This is a genomic window from Thioalkalivibrio paradoxus ARh 1 (genome assembly GCF_000227685.2).
GTDB classification, from domain to species: Bacteria; Pseudomonadota; Gammaproteobacteria; order Ectothiorhodospirales; family Ectothiorhodospiraceae; genus Thioalkalivibrio; species Thioalkalivibrio paradoxus.
The window spans coordinates 1369813-1381607 of sequence record NZ_CP007029.1; the positions used below are offsets into that span (position 1 = coordinate 1369813).

Here is an 11795-nt window from a genome sequence, read left to right on the forward strand (position 1 = left end):
GGCGGTCGGATCGCCGCGGGCCGGCTCAGCGTGGTGCGTCGGGCGGGAGTTCGTCGTCCTCGCGCATCTCGCTGTCCAGATCGGCGCCCGGGCGCCAGCCGAGTTCGCGTGCGCGTTCGATTGCCGCGCTGTGAATGCGGTTGTGGCGTTCGCGCAGCTCCGGCGGCAGATTGCCGACGAGCAGGCCGTACTTGTCCCACTCGGCGGCGACCTGGTCGTGGAGGTTCTGCAGCTGCGATGTCTGCCAGCCCTCGCAGGTCTGCTCTTCGGGGAGCAGGCCGAAAACCCAGGCATCCTTGATGATGCCGCCGACCGGTGTCATGCCACCGTACAGATCGTTGTGAATGCCGGCGTAGCCGGTATCGGGAGACAGGGATGTTCTGCGGCTCATGGTGCGGTTTCTACGGGGTCGTGACGGCCCGCCAGTATATCAGCAGGCAGCGGAATCCCGCGTGGTTTCCCGTGCGCAGATTGGCGTTCCGGGCGTCGCGATTTCTCCGCGAATTCCGCTTCCGGCCTTTCGGGCCAGGATGGACCCGGTATGCCAGTCCAGGGTTCCCGCGCGAGAACGGTCGGGTATGGGTTCGGTGAACGGCTGAGGGTGAGGGGGCAGGTGGCTCGGGACAACATGCTGCGGCTTCGGCTGCGGGTGGCATTGAAGCTGATGGCGCTGCTCGCGCTCGGCACCTTTGCGTTGGTGCTGCTACTGGCCCTGTTGTCGCCACCCGGGGGCAAGGTCGATCTGCCGCTCGAGGTCGATCTGACCGGGATCGAGCCCGGTGCACTGCGGGAGATCGAATGGAAGGGTCGCCGCGTGCTGATCGTCCACCGAAGCCCGGAAATGCTCGACGCATTGCCCCCGGACGATGCCTTGTACGATCCGGCTTCACGACTCGATCGGCGGCCTCGCGGGCTGACCGAGGCGCATCGCGGCTTCCGGGAACAGTGGCTGGTCGTGTTTGGCGAGAGCACCGACCTCGGCTGTCCGCTGGAGCTGGTGCCGCCAGGCAGCGATCCCGATTGGGCGGGCGGATTCCGCGACCGCTGCCGGGGCGGGCGCTACGACTTTGCCGGCCGCGTATACCGCGGACAGCCGGCCATGCGCAACCTCGAGATCCCGCGCCACCGCATCGAGCGGGAGCGCCTGATCCTCGGCGGATCCTGAGCGTCCCGGGGCCGCGCAGGACGGGGCGAGTTCGCTGGCCGGGCCGGTGCGCGGTGTCGCGATACGCGGCGCGAGCGCGGCATCGTGCAAGGGTGTCGGGAACCGTCGCCGGGGTCTGGCCTCAGGGGTATCGCGGTCGCACATGCCCGCCGTGCCGTATTCGTGTCGGCGCAGCCAACTGCCATGGCCTTTGTGGTCACCCCCGATGATGAAATAGGCGTAGGGCGATGAGATGGTCTCCTCCCCTCTGTACTCGGCGTCGCGATGCGCCACGATACAGGTATCGGAGTATCGGCAGGAGAAAGGAGGAGACCGTGTCCCAGATTACGATTGTTGGTGTGGATTTAGCAAAGAACAGCTTTGCTCTGGTGGCCCTGGATGTGCACGGGAAGGAAGTGCAGCGCAAGACCCTGCGGCGCAAGCAGTGGTTGACGTACCTGGCGCAGCTGCCGCCGTGCACGGTGGCGATGGAGGCCTGTGCCAGCGCGCATCACTGGGCGCGGCGGTTGCAGGCGTTGGGGCATACGCCGGTGCTGTTGCCGCCGCAACATGTAAAGGCCTATCAGCGCGGGCAGAAGAACGACGGCAACGATGCCCGGGCGGTGGCCGAGGCGCAGCGGCACGGGGCGATCCGGCCGGTGCCGATCCAGACGGTGGCGCAGCAGGACGCGCGCATGTTTCTGAACTTCCGGCGCCAGGTGCTGGCGACGCGCACACGGCTGGTCAACCAGACCCGGGGGGTCTTGGCCGAGTACGGGATCGTGGTGCCGCGGGGCATCGCGGCGCTGCGCCGGGCGCTGCCCGAGATCCTGGAGGATGCCGAGAACGAGCTGAGTCCGGCGATGCGCGCCTTGCTCGAGCGCCAGCGGCAGCGGCTGGTCGAGCTCGACGCCGAGGTGGCGTGGTATGACGCCCAGGTCAAACAACGTGTGCAGGAGGAACCGGCATGCAAACGTCTGCTGGCGCTTCCCGGCGTGGGCCCCCTTGTGGGCCTGGCACTGAAGACCTGGATGGGGGATGGCCGGCAGTTCGACCGTGGTCGTGCGGCCTCGGCGGCACTCGGCATGGTGCCACGGCAACACAGTACCGGCGGGCGTTCGGTGCTGCTGGGGATCAGCAAGCGCGGCGACCCCTGGGTGCGCGCTCTGGTGATCCATGGCGCCCGGGCGGTGGTCAGCCGCGTCGCGGGCAAGGACGACCCGCTGAGTCGGTGGATCCAGCGCTTGGTGGCGACGCGCGGCTTCAACAAGGCCGTGGTCGCGCTGGCCAACAAGATTGTGCGCATGGCCTGGGTGGTGATCGCGCGGGGTGAGGAGTACCAACCACGTACCGCTGCCTGAGGCCGGCTACAGGAACGAACCCAAGAACCGATCGAGTCACAAACCCACCCGAGGTTGCGAAGGCGACAGCCCAAGATGACACACAGGTCAGACCTGCCTATCGGAAACCTGCTTTTTCCGCCGGTCCTTGAGGCCGTTAGGGCGATGAGGACGGTAGGCGCGGAACTGCATCAAGGCCAGAAGCCGCGAGCTTCGACAACAGGCCGGATATACGACAGCAACCTGTCCCTGCCATCCCGAACTGGAGCCTTGCAAACGGGGAGGAGACCATATACGGAAGAGGCCGAAGGCCGTCATCCGCCATTCCCACGCCGGGGTTGCCGCAGGCCGTGCGGGGCGATCCGAACGCCGTATGGCGGATGACGCTGCGCTTTTCCGCCCTACGGGTCGCCCGGGACACGAGACAGGCCGTGGTTTTCACGTCAACGCGGCCGTGGACTCGCTGCGGCGGATTCGCCGGAGCCGGAGAGCGGCAGGTAGACGTCGAAGCGGATGCTGCGCCCGCGCAGCGCATGGGCAGGCGTTTCGTCCCCCACGGGCGGGGCATGTAACGGGCGCTTCACCACCACGCGGCGGCGCACATGGCGGCGCAGCGCCGCAAGCGTCTCCGGTGCATCCGGGTCCGGGTCCGCGCCGATCAGTTGCTGCAATACCTGCATCTCTTTCTTCACCGCCGCGTCCTTGGCGCGAGCCGGAAACATCGGGTCGAAGATGGCGGCTTCGGCAACGGGTTCCAGGCCGCCAAGCGCCATGCGCGCGTCCTCGGCGCGGAGGTCGATGCGATCGAGGATCGGCCGCAGTGATGCAGACGCCCGGGCTCGATGCAACGCATCGTCCAGCAGGGCGGCGAGCACGGGGTGCCGTTCGAACGCCAGCACGCGGAAGCCCCGTGCCGCGAGCACCAGCGCATCGCGGCCCAGGCCGGCCGAGGCGTCGATGATGCGGCTCGCGGCGGGCAGGGGGCCGAGCGCGCGCAGCAGATCCTCGCGCGCGTGACCGGCGCGCGCCAACCGGTAGGCCTGGCGGCCCCGGGTGAAGTCGAGGCGAAGCTCGAGTGGGCGCGGGTGCGGGGCAAACAGGGACAGGCCCTCGGGGCCACAATGGAGCTGCAGGCCGGTCGCATCATCCGGGTGCGGGGCCTCGGTCAGCTGGCCGCCGGCAAGCAGCGCCTGCACGCGCGCCTGTCCGTGGCCGCTGCAAGCAGCGCTTCGAACCAGTTGCACGGGCCGGCCGACACTCAATAGTGCGGAGGGGGCGGTTCGTCGGCAGGATCGGCGGCCGGGCGGTCGGCGAGGGCCTGTACGCGGTCGGCCAGTTCCTGCAATCGCCGTGTGAGCAGCGTGTTGGCCTGCTGGAGCCGCAGCAACTCCTGGCCCTGCTGTTCCAATGCGTATTCCTGATGCGCCGCACGGATCTCGAGCTCCTCGATCCGGCGCAGCAACGGTTGTTCGGAATCGCTCACGCTGCCACCACGTTGCGCGGATGCCCAGCGCGAAAGGCCTCGATGTTGGCGCGAACCTCGTCGAGCACGTTCTGCCGGGCGCCTCGTGCTGCCCAGGCCGTGTGCGGGGTCAGCACGAGGTTCGGGATGTCGGGGGCGAGCAGCGGGTGGTCGGGCGGGGGCGGTTCGGGTTCGAGCACGTCGATTCCGGCGCCGCCGAGGTGTCCGGCACGCAGGCTCTCGGCGAGCGCGCCGGGTTCGACGAGGCCGCCGCGGGCGGTGTTGATCAGCAGGCTTCCGGCGGGCATCCGGGCGAGCCGGCGGGCATCGATCAGATTCCGGGTCGATTCGGTCAGCGGCAGGTGCAGGCTCAGCACGTCGATTTCCGGAAGCAGGTCGTCGAGTTCCAGGCGGTTGTCCGTCGCCGGCACGTCAGGACGCAGGCTGCGCGCGAAGCTGACCTGCATGCCGAAGGCTTCCGCGAGTCGCCCGGTGGCCTGCCCGAGTACCCCCTGGCCGACGATACCGAGGTGCATCCCCGCGAGCGTGCGGATCGGGTGATCGAGCAGGCAGAACTGATCGGATTCGCTCCAGCGACCGGCGCGGATGTCGGCCCGATAGGCGTCGAGGCGCGTCGCCAGTGTGAGCAGCAGCGCGAACACGTGTTGCACCACCGAGTCGGTCGCGTAATCCCTGGCGTTGCAGACCGGGATCCCGCGCTGGGCGGCAGCGCCGATGTCGATGTTGTTGGTGCCGGTCGCGGCGGCGCAGATCAGCCGCAGGCGCGGCGCTTCGGCCAGTAGGTTTCGATCCAGTGCCACCTTGTTGGTGACCACGACCTCGGCGTGATGGATGCGATCCGCGGTTTCCTGCGGCCGGGTGGTGTCGAAGAACGCCCATTCCGGCAGTGCCCGGCGCAGCGGTTCGAGGTCGAGATCGCCGCGATCGACCGTATTCAGATCCAGGAAAACGCCCTTCATCTCAGGTTTCTCCGAACCCGGAACGGCAACAGGCCCCGCGGGGCGGGGCCTGTACCGTAGGGCGTGCCGGCTCAGTTGTCGCCGGTGAAGGCATGGAACAGGTTCAGCAGATGCAGGAACATCACATACAGGTTGGCGTACAGAGACACCGTCATCACGATGTAGTTCGCGTCCGGATCGTGGATCATCCGGCTGGTGTCGAACAGGATTGCTGCCGACAGCAGCAGCACGACCGCGGCCGAGATCGCCAGCGACAACGCCGGGATCGCGAGGAAGATGTTCGCGACGATGGCGACCAGCGCGAGCACCAGGCCCACGATCAGGAAGCCGCCCAGGAAGCTGAAGTCCTTGCGGGTGGCGAGCGCATAGCCGGACAGCGCGACGAACGCGACGGCGGTCGTCGCGAGGGCGTTGCCGACGATCTGGGGGCCATTCGGCAGGCCGAGGTAGGCGGTCAGGATCGGACCGAGAAAGAAGCCCAGCAGGCCCGTGAACGCGAAGGTCAGCAGCAATGCCCAAGCGGAGTTGCGCACGGCATGGATCGCAAACGGGCCGCCGATCAGCACCGCGATCATCACGATCCAGTGCACCGGGGGCGCGTTGATCGCCATGGCCACGAAGGCGGTGACCGCACTGAAGGCCAGGGTCAGCGACAGCAGCAGGTAGGTACTGCGGATGACTTTATTGGTGCGGATGGTTTCGGTAACCGACGTGGTGCCGGTACGCGCGTGGGCGAGGCGTTGTTCGGACACGGATGGTTTCTCCTGTTGAGACGACAGACGGAGCACAGTGTAGCGGCAGGCTGCGCGGCATGCAGCCTGCCCGCTTTCGATCGTGGTTGGTGATCGGGGTTCCCGGCCGGCAGCGCGCTGCGTCAGTCCTTGGCCTGTTCCGTTTCCTTCTCGGCCGCCACGCGTGCCTGGACCGCGGCGATGGAGGCATCGGTCGAGCGGAAGATGTTCTCCTTGCCGATCACCTCGTCCAGCCCCGTGCGCTCCATCACCTCCAGCACCTGCGCCTTCAGGCCGGCGAACACCAGCGTGACGCCCCGGGCCTTCAGTCGGTCGACCAGCGAGTGAATGACCTCTTCCCCCGAAGCGTCGATCTCGTTGATGCCCTTGGTGACCACCACCAGGTATTTCGCGTTGGGGTGCCGCGCAGCCAGTTCCAGCACTGCGTCCTCGAAGTACGGCACGTTGGCGAAATACAGCGAGCGGTCGAAACGCAGCAGGCCGATATCCTCGCTGGCCTTGAGCCCGTAGCGCTGGGCTTCGCGCAATGTCCCGTCGGAATAGCGCGCGAGTTCGGAGACGCGGGGGCGCATGCTGCGGTACAGGAACAGCGCGACCGCGAGCCCGACGCCGATGAGGATTCCGATATCCAGCTGCGGCGCGACCGCGAGCGTCGCGACGAAGGTCACGATCGCGGCCGCGCCGTCGTGTCGGCTGGCGAGCCAGGCGTGGTGGATCGCCTTGAAGTTGATCAGGCCGATCACCGCCATCATGATGATCGCCGCCAGCACCGCCTCGGGCAGGTGGTAGAACAGCGGTGTCAGGAACAACAGCACTAGCACGATCAGCAGCGCCGTGAACACCGATGACAGGCCGGTACGTGCCCCGGCGTTCAGGTTCACCGCTGAGCGCGAGAACGAGCCGCTGACCGGATAGGCTTGCGTGAAGCTGCCCGCGAGGTTGCCGAGTCCCTGGCCGATCAGTTCCTGGTTCGGGTTCAGGCGCTGCCCGGTGCGGCCGGCGATTGCCCGGGCGATCGCGATCGCTTCGGTGAATCCGACCAGCGCGATCACGAACGCGGCGGTGAACAGCGCCGCGACGGTGGTGAAACTGAGATCCGGAACCGCGAATGTGGGCAGGCCCGCGGGGATGTCGCCCACGACCCGGCCGCCCGCGTTCATCTGCACCGATTCGCCGTCGACACCGTCGACGCGCCAGGAGCGTCCGTCCGTCTGCTGTTCGGGTTCCAGCGCTTCGTCGGTGACGAAACGCAGGGGTTGTTCGTCGGTGGCGGTCACCATCCGGAAGCGGACGTCGCGTAGCGAGCGGCGCACCTGGTCGAACTCGTTCCGGACCTGCTCGGCCTCGATCCGAAGCAGATCCGCTTCGTAGCGCAGTTCAACGGCGTCGCGGGGCTCGGCGCGTTCGATCGCCGCCTCGCGTTCGCGGATCTCGCGGTCGATCGCGCCTTTCCGATCCTGCAGTTGCCGCCAGGATTCGATCTGCTGGGCGGCGGCTTCGGGTGCGATCTGCGCGACCGACACCTCGGCCTTGCGTTCGAAACCGACCATCCAGCTCAGCAATGTGGTGATCACCACCGCCGCGAGCACCGCCGGCACCTTCGGCATGATCCGCTTCAGCCCGACCATGATCGCGATCGCCCCCAGGCCGAACGCAAGTGTCGGCCAGTGCAGCCGGCCGATCTCCGCGAGCATGCCGAACAGCCCAACCAGGAAGTGCCCGCTGGTGTCGATCGGCACGCCCAGCAGCTTGTTCAGCTGGGACAGGCCGATGATCAGTGCCGCCGCGTTGGTGAAGCCCACGATCACCGGGTGCGAGATGAAGCTGACCAGCGCCCCCATTTTCAGCACGCCCATCGATAACTGGATGAGCCCGACCAGGAACGCCAGGGCGATCGCCAGCACGATGAACTCGCCGGAACCGGGGGAGGCGAGCGGGATCAGCGCGGTGGCAGTTAGCAACGACACCACCGCCACCGGGCCCGTGGCCAGCTGGTTCGACGAGCCCCAGAGCGCGGCCAGCACCACCGGCAGCAGCGATGCGTACAGCCCGTACACCGGCGGGAGCCCGGCCAGCTGTGCGTAGGCCATGGACTGAGGCACCAGCACCAGCGCAACCGCGATGCCCGCGGACAGGTCGGCCTTCAGGGTGTCCTGATTCGGCCGTTGCCAGCGCATGAACGGGAAGAAACGCAGCAGAAGCGGATTCATCGGCGGTGTTCACTCCGAGCCGGGGCCCGCCAGGCCCGGCGGGCTGAGGGTTCCAGCGTTCGGCCCGTCAGCGCCGAGTGTCAGGGCGGTGTCGGGGCTGGCGTTCCCAATCTGGACGCATAACCCAGGGTCAATGAATGGCCGCGGAAGTATATCGGTCCCCAGACCCATGACTCCAATGGGAAATAATGATGCGAAGCATAGCGCGCTTGCAATGAATTGCCGGGATCAACGATTGCCAAACGGCAGGGCACTCCCGAGAATAGGGATCCTGTGGAGAAGTGGCAGAGCGGTTGAATGCACCGGTCTTGAAAACCGGCAGGGGCGAAAGTCCCTCGTGGGTTCGAATCCCACCTTCTCCGCCAGCACATCTTGGAAAACAGTCGATTGAGCGCTACTCGTTCATTGCTCCCACCAACGGCCCGGCAACGGAAGAGCGGCCGGCCAGCAGGGGCATGCGATGCCGGGCTGGCGGCGAGCTCAAGCAGCGCCCGACGATCGCGCCGCCAGTGACTCCCGGCGGCTTGATCGCTCGAGGTTCAGCGCCCGCAGGCGGGACAGCGTCTCCGCTGCGGGCACGTCGGCGACGCAGTGCTGTGTCGCGAGAAAAACGGGCGCTGCGTTCCGAGCGGAATCGTTACCGACCAGCAGGCTGGGGGCGACTCCACAGGGCGCGCCGGGTGATTTCGGAAGCTAACTGTCATGGCCAGCGGCCACCCCCGATGATGAAAGAGGCGTAGGGCGGAAGAGGCCGAAGGCCATCATCCGCCATCCGGCGCCCGGGTTGCCGCGGGCGCCTGGGCACTGCGAACGCCGTACGGCGGATGACGCTGCGCTATTCCGCCCTACGGGACACCCGGGACGCGACGCGGGTTCTTTCACGCTATAAATAAGGGGGAATGCACGGCATCCGCGCCTGGATCGCGAATGCCCAGGGCTGGCGGCGCTGGCCCTGCCGAGTAGGTCTGGAGGAACGCATGTTCGAACATATCCTGGTGGCAGTGGATTTCTCTCCGGCATGGCAGCGGCTGCAGACGCAGCCGGAACGGCTGCGGTCACTGGGTTGCAACCGGCTGACTCTGGTCCATGTGCGCGGGGGGGCGCGGGACGAAGAGGAAGCCGAGAGGGACGAGGGGGCGGCGAAGCAGCTTGATGAGGCCGCGGCGACACTGCAAGGCAAGGGCTTCGAGTTGGACACGGTGGTTGGAACCGGGCCCGTGGTCGAAGAACTCGTGCGCGTGGCACAGGAGCGGGGCGCTGGCGTGATTCTGGCCGGTGCGCACGGCCACCGCACCCTGGATGATCTGCTGTTGGGATGCACGGCTCAGGACCTTATCCGCGGGGCCGACCGTCCGGTGCTGCTGGCACCGACCGACCCCTCGGTGGAGCTGCCGGCGGTCCCGGTCTCGCGATTGCTGCTGGCGACCGATGGTTCGCCGGCCGCCGGTGGCGCCGAAGCCGTCTTTCTGGAATTGCTTCGGCACTGTGACAGCGCGGTGGTGGTTTCGGTCGGCGGCTGGGTGGACCAGCGCGAGTATGCCGCGGAGCGCCAGGCGATCGAGGACCATGTGTCGGCGTTGGCCGAACGGGCCGGGAAGCACGATTTCGATGCGGAACTGCTGGGCCGCGGCCGGCCCTCGGCGGAGATCGCGCGGGTGGCGCAGGAACACGATGTGGATCTGGTGATTCTCGGGCGGCGCGGCCACAGTTTGTTGGCGGAGCGGCTGCTGGGCAGCACCGCGGAGGCCGTCTGCCAGCAGGCGCGGCGCCTGACGCTGGTGGTACCCGACAACGGCTGACGAAGGTCGGGCCGGGGTCGGATGCTCGGCTGGAGGCCGGTACCCGGCTGCACCGACTTCGGGCGCGGGTACCGGAACCGGCACAGGCGCCGCAAACGCAGGGGTGCGGCGAGTAGCCGCGCCCTGGGAGCTGTATCCGGCCGGATGCCAGCGGGGGAGGTATGGCAATCCTACTCACCAAACGTTGTTCCTTTGTGGGACTGGTGGCGAGCGTTGTACCAATGCCGGTCAGGCTGTGATGAAGCATAAGGGGAACATTCGACAGTGGGCCGCCCTGCTGCTGGTCGTGCCCTTGTTGTCGGCGACGGTCGTGCTCGGGCAGGAATTGGCGCCGCAGGCACGGCATGCGGAGATGCTCGAGCGCATCGAGCGCTCGCCGCTCCCAGGGAGCATCAAGCTCGTGTCCACCGAGGGCAACCGGGAGATCCTGGGGCAAGTTCATGCACTGGTGCCGCACGGCTTGGAACAGGTCTCCGGTGCGCTCGGATCGGCAGCGAGCTGGTGTGAGATCACGTTTCTGCACCCGAACGTCAAGGCCTGTACCCACGACGAGGGTGTCGACGACACATCGACGCTACAGCTATATCTGGGGCGCCGGTTTTTTGAGCCGCCCGATGAGGCCACGGCGCTGCAACTGCGGTTCGAGGCCATCCGCGTCGACGATGATCACTTCGAGGTGTCGGTCGGTGGCGCCCGGGGTCCTCATGGTACCCGCAATTTCCGGATGCAGCTCGAGGCGTTTCCGCTTCATGCGGACGAGACGCTGGTGCAGCTCCGGTACTCGGTGGAAATCGGGGCGCTGGCGCGCTTTGCGCTGCGGGTTTATTTCGCGACCGGAGGGCGGCATCGCATCGGTTTCAGCCTGGACGACGACGGGGAGCCGGTACGCGGCCTGCGTGGGATGATCGAGCGCAACGTGATGCGTTTCCACCTCGGTCTGAAAGCCTACCTGGAAACCCGGGATGAGCCGCAAGTACGGCGCCTGCAGGCGCGCCTCGAACGCTGGTTCGAGCTGAGCGAACGGTACCCGGAGCAGCTGCGCGAACTGGACCGCGACCGCTACCTCGACCAGAAACAGCGCGAGTGGAGACAGCAGCAAAGGCTGTGACGGCGAGGAGTCGTTTTCGGTGACGACCCAGCCCGCCGGCTTTCACAGCGCACAGACCGCGTCGCCGCCGTGTTCGATCCAGCCGTGGACCAGGTGCGGGGTGGTCGTGCCGGCGGCGCAGCGGCCATGGGCGTCGATGCAGATCACGCCACCCTGGCCGGCGAATCTTGCACGCAGCCGGCGGATGCCAAACTCGACCGCGGCAGCCGCGTCGAGGCCACGGAACTCGATCGCCGCCGCGATGGTTCCGGCGATCAGGCCGCGCAGGAGATCCTCGCCGTGGCCGGTCGCCGAAACCGCGCAGGTGGCGTCGTCCGCATAGAAACCTGCGCCCACGATCGGCGAGTCCCCGACCCGGCCCAGACGCTTGTTCACGGTGCCCCCAGTCGACGTAGCAGCGGCCAGATGGCCGTACCGGTCCCGGGCGATGGCACCGATGGTTCCCTGAGGCGATGGATCCCCAGGCGGATGCCCTGAGGAACGGCCGCGGGCCCGAGCCCGCTGCAGTTCCTGCTGGCGCACACCGGTAACGAAGTACCCATCCGGGCGGGTCAGGATGCCGCAGCGTTGTGCGAAGCGCAGCGCACCATCCCCCGCCAGAAGCACGTGCTCGCCATCGTCCATCAGCTTGCGTGCCAGCCGGATCGGGTTGGCAATGCCACGAACCGCGGCCACCGCTCCTGCAGCCAGCACACGCCCGTCCATGATCCCGGCATCGCATTCGACTCGGCCGTCTTCGTTCAGCGCCGACCCGCGACCGGCGTTGAACAGGGCATCGTCCTCCAGACATGCTGCACAGGCTTCGACCGTGTCGATCGCGCTCCCGCCACGCGCGAGGATCCCCCTGCCGAGTTCGAGGGCGGCCCGGATGCCTTCCTGCAGGGCTGCGGCGAACCGTGGATCTCGGTCGGCTCGTGATAGCGTGCCCGCGCCGCCATGCACCATCAGCGAGTAGGTCGGGGTCGGCCGACGATTGGCCGGAGGGGCTCCCGCTGCCATG

At 67.5% G+C, this 11795-nt stretch carries 11 protein-coding genes and 1 tRNA gene; 5 read left to right on the forward strand and 7 right to left on the reverse strand.

All coding sequences use genetic code 11. The features are described 5' to 3' along the window. Positions 1–25: 25 nt before the first annotated feature. A complete protein-coding gene (locus THITH_RS06365; protein ID WP_006748656.1) occupies positions 26–391 on the reverse strand; it encodes a hypothetical protein in 366 nt (121 codons plus the stop codon). A gap of 237 nt (positions 392–628) precedes the next feature. On the opposite strand from THITH_RS06365, the gene THITH_RS06370 reads away from it, so the two are divergent. Together THITH_RS06370 and THITH_RS06375 are read left to right on the forward strand one after the other, a co-directional pair. After that, complete coding sequence (locus tag THITH_RS06370; protein WP_041483408.1) at positions 629–1165, forward strand: Rieske (2Fe-2S) protein; 537 nt, start codon at positions 629–631, stop codon at positions 1163–1165. A gap of 314 nt (positions 1166–1479) precedes the next feature. Then, positions 1480–2505 (forward strand): IS110 family RNA-guided transposase, encoded by a 1026-nt coding sequence (locus THITH_RS06375; RefSeq protein WP_006748658.1) that lies wholly within the window; start codon positions 1480–1482, stop codon positions 2503–2505. A gap of 422 nt (positions 2506–2927) precedes the next feature. On the opposite strand, the gene THITH_RS06380 is transcribed toward THITH_RS06375, so the two are convergent. The 5 genes from THITH_RS06380 to THITH_RS06400 all read right to left on the reverse strand — a co-directional run bounded on the left by THITH_RS06380 (position 2928) and on the right by THITH_RS06400 (position 7888). Further along, positions 2928–3680, reverse strand: coding sequence for a class I SAM-dependent methyltransferase (locus THITH_RS06380; RefSeq protein WP_006748659.1), 753 nt, complete (start codon positions 3678–3680; stop codon positions 2928–2930). Between the two features lie 62 nt (positions 3681–3742). Beyond that, complete coding sequence (locus tag THITH_RS06385; RefSeq protein ID WP_006748660.1) at positions 3743–3967, reverse strand: SlyX family protein; 225 nt, start codon at positions 3965–3967, stop codon at positions 3743–3745. Continuing rightward, positions 3964–4926, reverse strand: coding sequence for an NAD(P)-dependent oxidoreductase (locus THITH_RS06390; protein ID WP_006748661.1), 963 nt, complete (start codon positions 4924–4926; stop codon positions 3964–3966). The genes THITH_RS06385 and THITH_RS06390 overlap by 4 nt, the downstream gene beginning before the upstream one ends. 71 nt (positions 4927–4997) lie before the next feature. Continuing rightward, the gene (locus THITH_RS06395) at positions 4998–5678 is read right to left on the reverse strand and encodes a Bax inhibitor-1/YccA family protein (RefSeq protein WP_006748662.1); all 681 of its coding nucleotides are present in this window, start codon (positions 5676–5678) and stop codon (positions 4998–5000) included. 122 nt (positions 5679–5800) lie between these two features. After that, the gene (locus tag THITH_RS06400; RefSeq protein WP_006748663.1) at positions 5801–7888 is read right to left on the reverse strand and encodes a SulP family inorganic anion transporter; all 2088 of its coding nucleotides are present in this window, start codon (positions 7886–7888) and stop codon (positions 5801–5803) included. 275 nt (positions 7889–8163) lie between these two features. Here THITH_RS06400 and THITH_RS06405 point away from each other — a divergent pair. The 3 genes from THITH_RS06405 to THITH_RS06415 all read left to right on the forward strand — a co-directional run bounded on the left by THITH_RS06405 (position 8164) and on the right by THITH_RS06415 (position 10795). After that, positions 8164–8253, forward strand: a tRNA-Ser gene (locus tag THITH_RS06405). A 612-nt stretch (positions 8254–8865) separates the two neighbouring features. After that, positions 8866–9687, forward strand: coding sequence for a universal stress protein (locus tag THITH_RS06410; RefSeq protein WP_006748664.1), 822 nt, complete (start codon positions 8866–8868; stop codon positions 9685–9687). A gap of 238 nt (positions 9688–9925) precedes the next feature. Beyond that, positions 9926–10795 carry a hypothetical protein gene (locus THITH_RS06415; protein WP_006748665.1) on the forward strand — a complete coding sequence of 290 codons (870 nt, stop codon included), beginning with the start codon at positions 9926–9928 and terminating at the stop codon, positions 10793–10795. A gap of 42 nt (positions 10796–10837) precedes the next feature. On the opposite strand, the gene THITH_RS06420 is transcribed toward THITH_RS06415, so the two are convergent. After that, a complete protein-coding gene (locus THITH_RS06420) occupies positions 10838–11794 on the reverse strand; it encodes an isoaspartyl peptidase/L-asparaginase family protein (protein ID WP_006748666.1) in 957 nt (318 codons plus the stop codon). Between the last annotated feature and the right edge of the window lies 1 nt (position 11795).